The organism is Massilia varians, from assembly GCF_027923905.1.
Classification (GTDB): domain Bacteria; phylum Pseudomonadota; class Gammaproteobacteria; order Burkholderiales; family Burkholderiaceae_D; genus Telluria; species Telluria varians_B.
Genome location: NZ_AP026966.1, coordinates 2,956,114 through 2,970,898, shown reverse-complemented (window position 1 = coordinate 2,970,898; position 14,785 = coordinate 2,956,114). Strand labels below are relative to the sequence as shown.

General features: G+C 63.4%; 15 protein-coding genes. 8 read left to right on the top strand and 7 right to left on the bottom strand.

The features are described from left to right. Positions 1 to 189: 189 nt before the first annotated feature. The 3 genes from MasN3_RS13455 to MasN3_RS13445 all read right to left on the bottom strand — a co-directional run bounded on the left by MasN3_RS13455 (position 190) and on the right by MasN3_RS13445 (position 2,658). Positions 190 to 912 (bottom strand): DUF305 domain-containing protein, encoded by a 723-nt coding sequence (locus MasN3_RS13455; protein WP_071362867.1) that lies wholly within the window; start codon positions 910 to 912, stop codon positions 190 to 192. 29 nt (positions 913 to 941) lie between these two features. Continuing rightward, positions 942 to 1,610, bottom strand: coding sequence for a PEP-CTERM sorting domain-containing protein (locus MasN3_RS13450; protein WP_071362868.1), 669 nt, complete (start codon positions 1,608 to 1,610; stop codon positions 942 to 944). Between the two features lie 643 nt (positions 1,611 to 2,253). Further along, positions 2,254 to 2,658 carry a DUF305 domain-containing protein gene (locus MasN3_RS13445; RefSeq protein WP_281907698.1) on the bottom strand — a complete coding sequence of 135 codons (405 nt, stop codon included), beginning with the start codon at positions 2,656 to 2,658 and terminating at the stop codon, positions 2,254 to 2,256. Positions 2,659 to 3,399: 741 nt separating this feature from the next. Here MasN3_RS13445 and MasN3_RS13440 point away from each other — a divergent pair. From MasN3_RS13440 to MasN3_RS13405, 8 genes are read left to right on the top strand one after another with little or no spacing between them, the layout of a single operon-like run. Further along, positions 3,400 to 3,762 carry a hypothetical protein gene (locus MasN3_RS13440; RefSeq protein WP_281907697.1) on the top strand — a complete coding sequence of 121 codons (363 nt, stop codon included), beginning with the start codon at positions 3,400 to 3,402 and terminating at the stop codon, positions 3,760 to 3,762. A 12-nt stretch (positions 3,763 to 3,774) separates the two neighbouring features. Next, positions 3,775 to 5,193, top strand: coding sequence for a TolC family protein (locus MasN3_RS13435; protein WP_281907696.1), 1,419 nt, complete (start codon positions 3,775 to 3,777; stop codon positions 5,191 to 5,193). 18 nt (positions 5,194 to 5,211) lie between these two features. Then, positions 5,212 to 6,603, top strand: a complete 1,392-nt coding sequence (locus tag MasN3_RS13430; RefSeq protein ID WP_281907695.1) for a multicopper oxidase family protein — start codon at positions 5,212 to 5,214, stop codon at positions 6,601 to 6,603. 39 nt (positions 6,604 to 6,642) lie between these two features. Further along, entirely contained in the window at positions 6,643 to 7,083 is a 441-nt protein-coding gene (locus MasN3_RS13425; RefSeq protein WP_281907694.1) for a DUF411 domain-containing protein, read from the top strand. 24 nt (positions 7,084 to 7,107) lie between these two features. Continuing rightward, a complete protein-coding gene (locus tag MasN3_RS13420; RefSeq protein WP_071362874.1) occupies positions 7,108 to 7,455 on the top strand; it encodes a copper-binding protein in 348 nt (115 codons plus the stop codon). A 60-nt stretch (positions 7,456 to 7,515) separates the two neighbouring features. Beyond that, a complete protein-coding gene (gene copC, locus MasN3_RS13415) occupies positions 7,516 to 7,881 on the top strand; it encodes a copper homeostasis periplasmic binding protein CopC (RefSeq protein WP_071362875.1) in 366 nt (121 codons plus the stop codon). Next, on the top strand, positions 7,882 to 8,823 hold the full coding sequence (locus tag MasN3_RS13410; RefSeq protein WP_281907691.1) for a copper resistance D family protein: 942 nt from the start codon (positions 7,882 to 7,884) through the stop codon (positions 8,821 to 8,823). 26 nt (positions 8,824 to 8,849) lie between these two features. Next, the gene (locus tag MasN3_RS13405) at positions 8,850 to 9,293 is read left to right on the top strand and encodes a YybH family protein (RefSeq protein WP_281907690.1); all 444 of its coding nucleotides are present in this window, start codon (positions 8,850 to 8,852) and stop codon (positions 9,291 to 9,293) included. Positions 9,294 to 9,360: 67 nt separating this feature from the next. Here MasN3_RS13405 and MasN3_RS13400 read toward each other — a convergent pair whose 3' ends face one another. From MasN3_RS13400 to MasN3_RS13385, 4 genes are all read right to left on the bottom strand, one after another. Further along, positions 9,361 to 10,872 (bottom strand): calcium-binding protein, encoded by a 1,512-nt coding sequence (locus MasN3_RS13400; RefSeq protein ID WP_281907689.1) that lies wholly within the window; start codon positions 10,870 to 10,872, stop codon positions 9,361 to 9,363. 64 nt (positions 10,873 to 10,936) lie between these two features. Continuing rightward, the gene (locus MasN3_RS13395; RefSeq protein ID WP_281907687.1) at positions 10,937 to 11,314 is read right to left on the bottom strand and encodes a four-helix bundle copper-binding protein; all 378 of its coding nucleotides are present in this window, start codon (positions 11,312 to 11,314) and stop codon (positions 10,937 to 10,939) included. A 97-nt stretch (positions 11,315 to 11,411) separates the two neighbouring features. Then, a complete protein-coding gene (locus MasN3_RS13390; RefSeq protein ID WP_281907686.1) occupies positions 11,412 to 12,872 on the bottom strand; it encodes a copper resistance protein B in 1,461 nt (486 codons plus the stop codon). Next, positions 12,869 to 14,737 (bottom strand): copper resistance system multicopper oxidase, encoded by a 1,869-nt coding sequence (locus tag MasN3_RS13385; protein WP_281907685.1) that lies wholly within the window; start codon positions 14,735 to 14,737, stop codon positions 12,869 to 12,871. The genes MasN3_RS13390 and MasN3_RS13385 overlap by 4 nt, the downstream gene beginning before the upstream one ends. Positions 14,738 to 14,785 lie beyond the last annotated feature (48 nt).

Genomic DNA, 14,785 nt, shown 5'->3' with positions numbered 1-14,785 from the left:
GCGCTCGTCTGAGCTGTGGGCCTCGCGGCGGGTGGACTCATACATAAATTGCCTCTGGAAAGTGGACTATTCCACTGTAAACCTTCCAATGATGGAAAGGTCAAGCGGAATTTCTGCTGAACGAAGGCGCAGGTAGCGGCATTCCTGCCAGGTTGAAGCGGCTTCGCAGCCGCTTCAACCCATCTCCGGTCAGAACTCGTTGTCCTTCCGCTTGTCACCTGTCATCGGTACAAAGCCGCAGTCCGAGTAGCGCTTACACAGCATCTCCCGCATGTCGTTGATGCCGTTCTTCTGGACGACCACGATGTTTTCGCAGTAGCGCCGCAACCCGTCATGGTTCAGGTCGCTCTTGACCGTGCAGTGCAGGCTCGGCGCAAGCGCACCCAGGTGATGGTTGCTGAAGGACCTCAGGAAGACCTGGTTGAACTGCGTCCCGGCCGGCGTCGCCTCGAGCATGGCAATCATGCGTCGGCCGTCCGCCGTAAGCTGTGGCTGATAATGGATGCCGTACCACTCCCTCAGGAATCGCTGGGCACGGCCGATCTCCTCGCGCTGCTCACGGTTTCCCATACGCGCCATGGACTTGATCTCGTCGTCGCTCGCCTTTGCCGGGGTCGCGTTGAAGCCTGGCGTCGGTGACGTCCCCTCCTGGGGGGCTACGACCTGCGCGTCACGGGTCAGGTCCGTACCGGCAGCCAGTTCGGTCATCCGCAGGGCGGAATAGTGGTGATTGATAATGAAGACGAGGTAATTCTTTTCAAACTGTGCGGTCGCTCCCCTGCCCGGTCCGTCGGCGTGGGCCACGCCGATGGCAGGCACGAGCAAGCTCAGGCCCAGTCCGAGATTGCGCACCAGCGCGCGGAGGTTGCGGACAACGGAAGAACGGTCGGAATGATTGGTTGCGGTGTTCATGTTGGCTCCTTTAGACACAATAGAACGATTCATTTAGCCGAGGCGAAGGCAAGCCCTCGCCGGCGCCGTACTGCGCAGGCGGCGATGCCTGCCCCCACTAGGAACATCGCGTATGCCGATGGTTCCGGCACAGCAAGGACAACATTGTTTGCGGTCGCCCAGTAGACATTTCCTTGCTCGCCAATGGTGCGCAGCGCTACCTCGGTCAAGGGGCGGGTCGACAGGAATCCGAGGAACGAGGTGGGTGCCGATCCATCCAGGGTGTAGCTTGCGATACTTGATCCGTCCATCGCCGTGAGCTCGATCGTTCGTCCGGGTACATAGCCGCCATAGGCATCGGTCGCGAAGAAGCTCCCGCCAAAGCCGAACACCCCGGGTGAAAACGCGTTGAAGCGCACGGCATCGGCGGCAAGCGTCGGCGCCAGATAGACGTCGCCTTCATTCATCGCTGGAAAGAAACCACCTTCTCCCGGTCCCGCACTGACCCGATACCCGTATGCACCCGCGGTACGTGAGAGCTCGGCATCCAGTTCAGAGGCTGGAAGGTCGTCGAAACGGTCGGTTCCGGACGCCGACACTGCCGACAGGAACATTGCCTCGTCGGTAAAAATAGTGATATCGGCACGTGCCGGGACCACGACAGACAATAGCAGAGCCGCCAGCAGAGCCGGCTTGGGCAATGCATTGTTGCTTTTCATGTTCTACCTCATTGCTCAGTTGTTCATGCGAACGCCACCGTGCCCGCGCAGAGAAACACGGACCTGCAGCTTCGAAGGAGAGATCAAATACCTTGCGGCCTCGTATCGCTTGCGAACGGCGACGCGAGGACGGCACGATGCAATGCGTCAAGAGCGCGGAGGCGGATCGAGGACGGGGGGGATGAAATTGGAAAAGGCGGCCTGGAAGGAATGCGACCGCTCGGAAGAAGTGGAAGGTGCGCCCAGCGGTGTGGATGAGGGGATAGGCGCGTAGGGAACGTTAAAGTGCGAGCAACAGAGCGACTTCGATTTGCAACAGCTTCCATCGCTGCTTTCTGGCACGTCGGAGCGCATTTGCGGGCAATCATCCTTATGGGCCCGGGCATCTATCTTCACGACCTGCAGTTCAGCCTTCAAGTTGTGGCATGTGACAGCCGCGGTTGCGTACCCATGGTACCCGACCAACAGACACAGCAAACACCAGGCTATCTTTCGGAAGGCGGCAGTCATGCCAAAAACTGTAGCATCTGCTTTGATGTACCGCTGTCCGATACGGAGTGGCAAGCTTTCTTTGCGGAAAAGACCTGACGAGGCGATCGCGGCACCGGCGTCTAACCCTTACACCGGTGCCGTGGCCCGGCCCCTACTTGCCCGATGCCTGGTGTTTCGACAGCCATTGGTCGAGTTTTTTGATTTCCTTAGTCTGGTCGGAAATCACCTTCTTGGCCATTGCCTGCATCTGCGGATCCTTGCCATTCTTGAGCTGGGCCTTTGCCATGTCGATGCCGGCCTGGTGGTGCGAACGCATCATCATGGCGAAGTCGTGATCGTGATCACCGGTCATCTGCATGCTCGACATCTTCTGGTGCATGGCCTCCATCGACTGCATCATCTCGTGACCAAGCATGCCCTGGTGCTGCCCCGCCTGGCCAGACGCGGCGCCATGCTGTGCGTGCTGCCCCGACTGCGCAAACGCGTTCACTGACACACCAGAAACAAGTGCAAGCGCACCGGCCATGAGAGCAATACGGGCCCGGATTTTCTTCATGTTCGTCTCCTCGAACGAAATTGATCACCGTGCGACGCCGAAAAAACGCAGCACGTCCATTCGCGATTCGGGATGAAGTCCGATGAGGCATGCTGTGCGCTAACGCACCCTGTCAGTACATCTCGTCGACTAGCCGTGCCTGCCGCCCTGACTTTGGTCAGCCTTAAGGGCTGCTCCAGCCAAAAATGTCGTGCTATACTCACGGCAACTATGAACCGCGCAATTAAGACATTTCTGGTTTGGCTCCTGCTGGCCGTGCTTCCTCTGCACGCGCTTGCGGCCAATCGTATGTCCTGCGGCCCGGTTCACCAGCAGTCCAGCCAGACTTCGATTAATCTGGACATGCAGTCCCACGAGCACATGGCCGATGCGCACGCTCATGACGGTGGCGAGCATGCAAGCCAATCGGACGACTCCCTGGTCGGCGCCGATTTGACAGACTCCAAGCCAGGCAAGAAACCGCACTCCACCTGCAGTGCATGCTCCGCGTTCTGCCTGGGCGCCGTTGCGCCACCCTCCACTCACTTCGCTGTCCCGGCTTTCGACGGCTCCGACGCAGTCGTCGTTGCGCCTGCGGCATTTGCCGTTGGCTTCATCCAGGACGGCCCCCGACGCCCTCCGCGGCACCAATCCGCTTAATCGTAACAAGAGGTGACCCGCTGCCCTTTGGCGGCGCCGTCATCGCTCTTGAGCAATCGTGCGTGCCCGTGCACGCCCTGTTACCGATTTTGAGGATTGTCCATGACCTCCAAGCTTTTGGCCGCCGCTATTGGCGTCCTGCTGGTCCTGCCGATGTACGCGCACGCCCAGCAATCCCGTCCGCTGCCAGACCCTGCAGACCCCGCCGTGGCGGTGCCACCGACCGTGTACGAATCGGTCATTCCCAGTCGTTCGCCTGCACCGCAGGACGGCCAGACGACGCCCGATAAATCCTGGCGCGCCGCAAACGATGTTGTTGCGGGAGTGCCGAGCCACGCGGGGCATGGTGCTCACGGCGGTGAGCAGAACCACCACGGCCACAAAGCGGCGCCGGCTCCGTCCGCGCCAGCCACGCCAGCGAAGCCGACCAATCCGGCGCCTGTGGATCACAGCAAACATCATTAAGCCGAACAGATAATGACAACAAAGCTTTCTATTCCTGCACGGCGCGCCGTTGCGGCGGGCGCCATGCTCCTTGCGTTGACCGGTTGCGCAACGTTTTCCAAGGACGGCGGCCTGGACGCTGTTTCGGCCTTGACCGCCGAGCGCACCGGCCAGGACATTCGCCTGCCAAAGGCAAATGCCAATGGCGCGGCCATCCAGAACGAGCTGAATCAGCTGCTGAAACAGCCGCTCACCGCCGACAGCGCGGTCCGTGCTGCCCTGCTCAACAACCGTGGCCTGCGTGCCTCGCTCGCCGAACTGGGTGTCGCCGAGGCCGACCTGGTGCAAGCCGGCCGCATGGCCAACCCCGGTTTCAGCTTTGGCCGCATGTCCGGTGGCGGCGAGACCGAGATCGAGCGCAGCGTCATGTTCGACCTCGTCGGGCTCGTCACCATCCCGATCCGCCGCGATATCGAGTCGCGTCGCTTCGAGGGCGCCAAGCTGGCCGCGGCAACCGAAGCGGTCCGGCTGGCGGCAGACACCCGCAAGGCCTACTTCAATGCCGTCGCGGCAGTGCAGTCGGCGCGCTACGCGGAACAAGTCCGCGAGGCAGCCGGCGCGAGCGCCGAGCTTGCGCAACGCATGGCCAAGGTCGGACACCTGAGTGCCCTCGACCAGGCTCGCGAGCAGGCATTCGCAAGCGAAGCCTCGACCCAGCTGGCGCGCGCACGCCACAACGCGACGGCGGCGCGGGAGCAGCTGGCGCGGCTGATGGGGGTGTGGGGCGAGAACACGGCGTTCCAGCTTCCGGACAGGCTGCCGGACCTGCCGGCGGCTCCGCGTGAGGCGGGCAGTATCGAGTCGCTCGCCATGCAGCAGCGCCTCGATGTGCGCCTGGCAAAGCTCGGTACTGAGTCGACTGCGCGCGCCCTGGGCCTGACGAAGGCAACCGGCGTCATCAACGTGCTCGAGGCTGGCTACGTCAACTCGAGCAAGTCCGGTTCGCCGCGGGAGAACGGTTACGAGATCGAGCTTGCCCTGCCGATCTTCGATTGGGGAGGCGCACGTGTCGCGAAAGCCGAGGCGCTGTACATGCAATCGGTCCACCGCACGGCCGATACCGCCGTCAAGGCTCGCTCCCAGGTCCGTGAAGCCTACTCCGCTTACCGCACCACCTATGACGTCGCCAGGCAGCACCGGGACGAGCTGGTCCCGCTGCGGAAGAAGATCTCCGAGGAGTCCCTGCTTCGCTACAACGGCATGCTGATGAGCGTGTTCGAGCTGCTGGCCGATGCACGCGCACAGATTGCGGGTGTGAATGCGGCGATCGACGCCCAACGTGACTTCTGGATCGCCGAAACGGATCTGCAGGCCGCCATCACCGGCACCGGCGGTTCGTCGATCTCCATGGCTTCCACCGCCGCGGCAACCGAAGCCGCCGCGGGACATTAAACAAGGATTGAATCAGCAATGAGTTCTCGTCGAGATTTCTTCACTGGCGCAGCCGCCCTCGTGGGCGCAGGACTGGTCAGCCGCGCTGGCGCGGCCACCCTCCCGGAAGCCCCGATCATGACCAGCGCCGCCACGCAGCCGCCACCGCCACCGCCCAACGGCCGCCCCTATAACCCGGTCGTCACCCTGAACGGCTGGTCGCTGCCCTGGCGCATGAACAATGGCGTCAAGGAGTTCCACCTGATCGCCGAACCGGTCGTGCGCGAGATCGCGCCCGGCATGAAGGCCAACCTGTGGGGCTACAACGGACAGAGCCCCGGGCCGACCATCGAGGTCGTCGAAGGCGACCGCGTGCGCATTTTCGTCACCAACAAGCTGCCAGAGCACACCAGCATCCACTGGCATGGCCAGCGCCTGCCCAACGGCATGGATGGCGTCACCGGCCTGAACCAGCCCGGGATCCAGCCGGGCAAGACCTTCGTGTACGAGTTCGTCGCTCGCCGCCCGGGTACCTTCATGTACCACCCGCATGCCGACGAGATGGTGCAGATGGCGATGGGCATGATGGGCTTCTGGGTCACGCACCCAAAGAACCCGGCCCATCACAAGGTCGATCGCGATTTCGTCTTCCTGCTGAACGCCTATGACATCGAGCCGGGCAGCTATACGCCCCGCGTCAACGAGATGCTCGACTTTAACATCTGGACCTTCAACAGCCGCGCCTTCCCGGGCATCGACACCATGAACGTGCGCCAGGGCGACCGCGTGCGCATCCGCGCCGGCAACCTGACGATGACGAATCACCCAATCCACCTGCATGGCCACGAATTCGAGGTCACCGGCACCGATGGCGGCTGGACCCGTCCGGAGTCGCGCTGGCCGGAGGTGACTACCGATATCGCCGTAGGCCAGATGCGCGCCATCGAGTTCATCGCGGACGAGCCGGGGGACTGGGCCTTCCACTGCCACAAGTCGCACCACACCATGAACGCGATGGGACATGACGTGCCGAACCTGATCGGCGTCGACCATCGGGGCGTGGCCGAGAAAATCACGAAGCTCGTTCCCGACTACATGGTCATGGGTGAGAAAGGCGGCTCGATGGGCGACATGGAGATGCCGCTGCCGGAAAACACGCTGCCGATGATGACCGGCCAGGGACCGTTCGGTGGAGTCGAGATGGGCGGCATGTTCACGGTGCTCAAGGTCCGCAAGGATCAGAAGCCGGGCGACTACAAGGATCCGGGCTGGTACAAGCACCCCGCCGGCACGGTGGCGTACGAATGGAAAGGCGAGCAGCCAGCGGCGGTACGCAACCAGAGTGGGGGCGGCCAGTCCATGCCCGCCACGAAGCCTGCAGACATCGAGGTAACTGTTCGTAAGCCGACTGGCCACCAGGGCCATCACTAACTAGAGTATGACCCAACCAGAGTACCAAAGGAGTCTCTTATGAAACGATTATTACGTCAGACCGCACTCGCCGCTGCGTTGTGCACACCTGTGTTTGCGATGGCGGCCGCCCCGGTCGTCGAGGTATTCAAGAGCGAATCCTGCGGCTGCTGCGCGGCCTGGGTGGATCATCTGAAGGCCAACGGCTTCGCTACCAAGGTGTCGAACGTCGCCAACCCGTCGGACTACCGCGAACGGGGTGGTATCCCCAACGAGCTGGGCTCGTGCCATACCGCGATGGTGCGAGGCTATGCGATTGAAGGGCACGTGCCGGCGGACGACATCAAGCGGTTGCTGGTCGAAAGGCCAAAGGCAAAGGGACTGGCAGTGCCCGCGATGCCGCTCGGCTCCCCCGGCATGGAAGGTCCGCGCAAGGACCCGTTCGACGTCCTGCTGGTGCAGGCCAATGGCAAGACCAAAGTTTTCAAACACTACAACTGAACCAACCCAACGAAAGGAACGACGATGAACGCATTCTCGAAACTGACCCTGGCTATCGTCATGAGCGCCGCAAGCTCTGTCGCATTCGCGCAGGACTCCCACGCAGGCCATGGCGCGGCGCATGCGGGCCACGAAGCGCCGGCATCGGCGGAGCTGACGGATGGCGAAGTGAAGAAGATCGACAAAGAGGCCGGCAAGATCACCTTGCGCCACGGCGAAATCAAGAACCTCAACATGGGCGCGATGACCATGGTCCTGCGCGTGAAGGACGCGAGTATGCTCGACCAGGTCAAGGTGGGCGACAACGTCAAGTTCGCAGCCGACCGGGTGAACGGCGCGGTGACCATCGTACAGATGCAGAAAGCGCAGTAAGCACAACCTGTCCCATCACCTGGCCCTGCGCACAGTGCGCAGGATATTAAGGAGAAAGAAATGAACATCAAGAACCTCGTTCTTGCCGCAGCCGCAGCCGTGGCGACGATCGCAGCTCCAGCTGCCCTCGCCCACGCAAAACTGTTGGCCTCATCCCCCCAGGCCAACAGCGTCGTGAGCACCGCACCGGCCGAGGTGCGCCTGCAGTTCAATGAGCCCCTGGAACTGCCCTTCAGCAAGGTCAAACTGGTCGACGAGAAAGGGGCGGTCGTGGAGCCGTCGAAGATCGCTGCCGACCCTGCCGACGCGAAGGCGCTGATCGCCACCACGCCGGGGCTGCACGCGGGGGCCTACCGCGTGCAATGGACCACAGTCACCCGCGATGGACACAAGGTCAAGGGCGAATTCTCGTTCCAGGTGAAGTAATTGGAGTCGGATCTCGCGTCCGCGCAGCGCGCCGTCACCGCTTTTTTGAACCTGTCGCTGGCCGTACTGGTCGGGGCCAGCGCCGCAACGCTCTGGTTGCGCACCAGGACCTCCCCGTGGGCGCGCGCCATGCTGCCGCGCCTGCGGACGGCCCTGCTGGCGGGAACTGGCACGGCGATACTGGCCTATGTCGCCATTCTCTGGATCGAGGCGGCGTCGATGGCCGAAGTCCCGCTTGCCGAAGCATGGCCCGCAGTGCGGTCACTCATCACCGGGACACACTTCGGGCTCGCGTGGATGATCGGCGCTGCCGCGCTTGTCGTGGCGGGGACGGCCTCCGCCGCTGGCGCGCGCTTCCAGGCAGCCGCAGCGACATCCGCAGTCCGTATCGGGGCGATCGGCGTGCTGCTCTACAGCCGCAGCATGGTAAGCCACGCCGGCGCTTCCGGCGACTTCACCTGGGCCGTCGCAGCCGATTGGGTCCACCTGGTGTTGATCAGTATCTGGGTGGGAGAAGTGATCGTGGCGGGCTTGATCACCTTGCGAGTCCTGCCTGACGCCGCATCAGGGAGCCGGGCCGACTGCGCACTCTATGTCGACGCCCTCTCGCGCAGCGCGACCGTCGCCCTGGTCGGCATTTTCGCGACCGGTGCGATCAGCACCTGGCGCGTGCTGGAAAGCCCTGCGGACCTGTTCGGCAATCCTTACGGAACGACCTTGCTCATCAAGGTCGGGCTGGTATTGTGCGCGGCGGCGCTTGGTGGGTTCAACCGCTTCGCTGTCATGCCTGCCTTGCTGCGCTCCCTGCAACAGCAAGGGCAAGAGGCGCGCGCTGCCGGCGGCCTGTTTGCACGCGTGCTGCAGGTTGAGGCAATCGTCCTTGTCGCGGTGCTCATCGCAGCAGCCTTCCTGACCTCAACTTCGCCACCTATGGCGTCCTAAACAATAACTATATCCAAGGAGTACACGTGTTCAAGAAATCACTGGCAGTTATTATCCTGGCCACCGGCTTGTTCGGTATCCATGCAAGCAGCTTTGCAGCGTCGCCCAAGGAGACCCTTGCGGCTTTCCATGAAGCGCTTGTCAGCGGCGACAAGACGAAGGCGCTCGCGCAGCTGTCTCCCGAGATTGCGATCTATGAATCCGGCTACGTGGAACGATCGCGCGACGAATATGCGAGTCATCACCTCGGCGGCGACATGCAGTTCGCCAAGAGCTCGACCCGGAAAGTACTGAAGCAGACCGAACGCATCGATGGCAACACTGCGGTCGTTTGGGAAGAAACGGAGACGACCGGAACCTCGCGCGGCCAACCGGTGCACGTGTTCGGCACAGGCACCGCCGTCCTCGAGAAGAAGGGCGACGATTGGTTGATCGTGCACGTGCATTGGTCCTCGCGCAAGGCGAAGTGACATTGGGAAGGCGGGCGTTGGCTGCCCGCCTTTCTGCCCGACCTCACTGGGTCGGGCGGCCACCGCATCAGAAAATGTAGCCTGATCCGACAGTACTGATCCCTGCGATAAACGCCGGCTCTTCGTTGAACATGAAGTCGGACTGGCGCAGGTCGACCTTGTAGACTCCCTGCAGCAGTACCGAGCCGTCCGCGGAACCATCGCCATCGGTATCCCATGAGATGAGCGCGCCGGCGTCGACGTCCCGTACCGATACCTGCTCCGGCAGGATGTCGATGAACGCGATGTGATCGAAGGCGCCCTGCGCCGCCCCCCTGGCTTCGAAGTCGAGCACGATATCGTGGCCGCTGTCGGGCATCACCATGAAGGCATCGGCGCCTGTGCCGCCGCGGATGGTATCGTTGCCCATGCCGCCTTCGATCATGTCGTGGCCGGCACCGGCGTCGATCGTGTCGTCCCCTTCCGCCCCCATCACTTCGTCTTCCTCGTCGCCGCCGGCAAGCCGATCGTTGCCCATGCCGCCATCAAGGCGGTCCGAGCCCGCGCCGCCGTCCAGCTGGTCGTTACCGGCGTCTCCCTGGAGGATGTCGTTGCCGCCGTTACCGAACAGCCGGTCGTTGCCGTCGCGACCGAACAGCTGGTCCCAGCTCGCACCGCCATCGAACCGGTCGGCGCCGTCCGTGCCGACCTTGACGGTATAGTGTTCGTCACCAGTGAAGTCGAAGCCTACCGGCGTGTCGCGCCGGAGCATGGCGTCGGCGATACGGTCGAACGCCGGGTTCGCACGGTCCGAGCCTGCGATCGCCGGACCTTCCTGGCTCATGGTCGCTCGCTCGGGCGCTGGCCCATTGGCGGGGCGCGAGGATGGCGGAAGCTCGGGAGAATCGGCGAACATGAAGTCGTCCTGCGACAGCTCGGCCTTCGTCACCCCGTTGAGCAGCACTGAGCCGCCCTTCCAGCTGATCCTGACGCCTTCGGCCGTATCGGCGAAGGACAGGTCGCCCCAACGCAGGCCACTGATCGCCAGGTGGTCGAACATGCCTGGGCCAGCCGTGAAATCCCGGATCACGTCGTTGCCGCTGTCGGGAGAGATCATGAAGGCGTCGGCACCACGGCCGCCGATCAGGATGTCGTCGCCCGCTCCGCCGTTGAGGTCACCGTGCCCATCGCCCTCGTCGAGGATATCGTTGCCCATGCCGCCCATCAGCCCGTCGGCTTCCGCGCCGCCGAACAGCCGGTCGTTGCCCATCCCGCCCACCAGGCGGTCGCCGCCGTCGCCGCCGACCAGCAGGTCGGCCCCGGCATCGCCGAACAGGTTGTCCTGCCCAGCGCCACCACCCAGCGAATCATTGCCGCCCAGCCCCCACAAGTAGTCGCGTGCTTCGCTACCCTGGAATGCATTGGAGGAGCCGGTGCCGACACGGATCGCATAATCGTAGGGTGCCTTGCCGGCGTCGAAATCGAAGGAAATGCCGTCAAACCGGGACTGCTGCGCCGCGACCCGCTCCAGCGCGCGCTCACCTGCGTCCTGCAGGCGCGCTTCCAATCGGTCTCTTGCTGTATTCATATTGTTTGCCATAATCTGTTCTCCTGAAATTGGACTTGCTCGGTGCTAAGGGCCGGCGGACGCCGGCCCCGCCTGCTCAGTGGGATGCCGCGTGGGCGCCGGCTGCGGTCCCGGCGCCGGAACCAGACTGGGCCATGCTGCGGCACTCCTGGGCACAGCGGCGGCAAGCCGCGGCGCAGTCCTGGCAATGCTGCGCCTGGTGCTGCGCACACTCGTCCGCACAGGCTTCGCAAATGTCGGCGCACAGCTGGCACACCTGCATGGCGTGCTCGCTCGACCGGCTCATGAGTTGTGCGGCCAGGCGGCACATCGCCGCGCATTCATTGTCCAGCTCGATGCAACGGGCCATCATCTTCGGATCCGGCTCCTGCAGGCAGGCGGCGGCGCAGGTGTCGCAGGCCTGGGCACAGTCGTAGCAAGCCTGGATGCAAGATTGAAACTGATTCTGGTTCATGATCTTTCTCCTTGAAGTTCATTGACAGGTCGCCTCTTCCAGGACGTCGCGCGCCTGTCTGACGCGTCGAATAGCGATCCTGATGCTCCGCGTGGGATCAGAACCAGAAACGGACGCCGGCCACCGCCTGCACCTCGCTCCTGTCTCCTCCCCGCTGCCGCGTGATGTCCGCGGTCCTTCCGAACTGCCTGCTCCAGGTCACGCCGAGATAGGGCGCGAACTTCCGCGTGATCTCATAGCGCAGGCGCAGGCCGGCATTGATGTCCGAGAGCCCGCTTCCGGTCCCGCGCTCGGGGTCGGCGCGACTGTACAGGTTGGCGCCGATCTCGGGTTCGAGGATCAGGCGCGGTGTGAACAGCACCTCGTACTTGGCGTTCAGCCGCGCCGCAAGTCCGCTTCCTGGTCGCCAGTAGGCCGTGGCTTCGGTCTCGAACCAGTACGGCGCCAGGCCCTGCACACCGAAGGCGAGCCAGTCCCGGCTCTTGCCCTCGCCGCTGTCGTGCCGGATGCCAAGCTGGGTACTCCAGAAGGTCGCGAATGCCCGGTCCCATAGCAGCTCGGTACGCGCCGCTTCCAGCGTTCCGCCCCGCCGCTCCCCCTCGAACTTGACCCACGCCTTGTTGTAGTCGTTGCCGTACCACGCCTCGAGCTCGACATTCTGCCCGCGCTCGCCATCGCCCTTGGCTGCCTCGGCCTTGTCCACCAAGACTTTCCAGAACGGCGCGTTATCGTTCATCTCGTGGTTGCCAAGGTGCGCAAACTGTGTGCCTTCGTTATAGGCGCTGGGGTCGCGCGCATCAGCCGGCGGGGGGCCACCCTGCATCCGGCCCATCTGCATGCCATGTCCTCCGCTGGACTGGCCCGTTTGCGCCATTCCCGCGCGGGTGGACGCGGCCGGCGCTGCATCTGTGGCCGGGTGGCCCATCGCCGCATGATCCATGGCGGGCGCCTGTACCGCTCCGGCCTGTCCCTGGCGGGCAGGTTGTGGCTGAACAGGCATGGTATGCCCTGCCTGAGCGCCATGTCCCTGGTGCTGGCTGTCTTGCCCGGATTGGACCGCCGGCGGCGGGGCAGGATGATCGTGTGTGGAAGCACCTTGTAGGGGCGCGCTCGGTGCGGGAACAGGACTGCCGTGTCCCATCGCAGCATGATCCCCGGGGTGCGCCTGCCCGGATACCGCCGGTGCGTGCGATGCCGCTGGCTGTGCAGGCATGGCGTGCCCGGCATGGCCACTATGTTGTTCCTGTGGCTTGTCCTTCTGCCCGGACTGGACGGATTGCTGCTTGCCTGGCTCGTTGGAGCGCTTTGCCTTGGCCTGTTTCGGGCTGGCATCCCTCTGCGGCCGCGCCTGCGTTTCTCGAGACGCGGTGCTGCTTGTGGATGCGGGGCTGCCATGCCCCATCGCTGCATGATCGACGGCGGGCTGCCCGGGAGCGGGCGCCTCGCTGGACTGGCCGCGTCCTTCCGAGTCCGGAATGGCTTGTGCCGCGGCGTTTTGCGACAGCAGCAAGACAAGTACCAATGCGCAGGGAATCGGTCGCTTCGACTGGTTTTTCATGATACGACGACCTCCCTGAACATGCCGGCTTCCATGTGATAGATGAGATGACAGTGGAACGCCCAATGCCCGGGTGCGTCGGCGGTCACGCGGAAGCTGACGCGTTGGGCTGGTTGCACGTTGATGGTGTGCTTGCGGACCTGGAACTGGCCCGATTCCGATTCAAGCTCGCTCCACATGCCGTGCAGGTGGATCGGGTGATTCATCATTGTGTCGTTGACCAGGACGACCCGCAGGCGCTCCCCATACCTAAAGCGGATGGGCAGGGACTCCGAGAATTTCTGGCCGTCGAACGACCACATGAAGCGCTCCATGTTCCCCGTCAGGTGCAGCTCGATCTCTCGGGACGGTTCGCGCGGATCGATAGGGCCGCCAATGGTCCGCAGGTCGGCATAGGTCAGCACCCGGCGCCCGTTGTCGCGCAGGTTAACGCCGGGGTCGTCCAAGTTCGTCCTGGGCATGTCGACGTGCATGTCGACGCCTGGACCGTATTCGGTGCGTGCGTGGGTCACCTTAGGCGGCTGCACCGGGGTGGCTGCTGGCGACGCCATCTGTGCATGGCCTGCGTGCGCAGCTTCCGCCGGCATTGTCTGCTGTGCCTGGCCCTGCGCCATCGAATGCATGCTGTGCGCCGCTGCGCCTGCTGTGGCTGGTGCCGCGGCGCGATTCATGGCCGGCATCGCTGCACCATGCGCACCATGCGCGCCTCCCATGGCCATGGCTCCCATCATGTCGACCATCGTGAGCCACTTTGCTTCATCGATGTCCGGCACCGGGGCCTGCATGCCAGGACGTGGAGCCAGCGTCGCGCGTACGGATCCCGAGCGCCCGATCGATTGGGCGAAGATCGTATAAGCCCGGTCTTCGGCAGGCTCGACAATCACATCGTAGGTTTCGGCAACCGATATGCGGAATTCGTCCACTGCAACCGGTTCCACATCCTGTCCGTCCGCAGAGACCACCGTCATTTTTAATCCGGGAATGCGGACGTCAAAAATCGTGGTCGCGGCCCCGTTGATGAACCGAAGCCGCACTTTCTCGCCTGGCCGGAAGATCCCCGTCCAGTTCTTCTCCGCGGTGGCGCCGTTGATCAGGAAGCGCAGCGCGCCGCTGATGTTCCTGCTGGCCGTCACATCGCTGAAGTCGGTCGGCATCATGCGCATCTGGTTCCACATCTTGCGCTTGTCGACGGCGGCCGCGAATCCCATGCGCTGGATGTCCTGCACAAACTCGCCAAAGGTCGGCTGCTTGTTGTTGAAGAAGTCGCTCATCTTCTTCAGGTTGGCCATCACACGTTCAGGCTTTTCATCGGTCCAGTCCGAGAGCATGACGACATAATCCCGGTCAGCCCGGACCCGGTCTGCCCCCTTGGGAAGGATGACGATCGGGCCGTACAGCCCGGTTTGCTCCTGGAATCCCGAATGGCTGTGATACCAGTAGGTTCCCGTCTGCTTCACCTCGAACCGGTAGGTAAAGGTCTGGCCCGGGGCGATCCCGGAGAAACTCAGCCCGGGTACGCCATCCATGTCTGCCGGCAGCAAGATGCCATGCCAGTGAATCGAGCTGACCGTTGGCAAGCGGTTCGTGACCCGGATCGTGACGGTGTCGCCTTCGTTCCAGTACAGCGTCGGTGCCGGCACTTGGCCATTGACGGCGGTGGCGATCCGCTCGGCGCCGGTGTAGTTGACGGGCGTGGGCCCGATGACGAGATCGAACTCGGTGCCACGCAGGCTTCGCCGGTCCGCTTGCTGTGCAAATAGCAGACGCGGGCTCAATCCTGCCAGGCCTGCTGCGGCGCCGAGTCCCTGCAGAAAACGGCGGCGCCAGTTGCTTGTGCAACTGTCGCCTATTTCAAAGGCATTCATGTAACTCTCCAGTCAAAAAGGGAAAACCTGTTTTCGAGCGGGGCGATG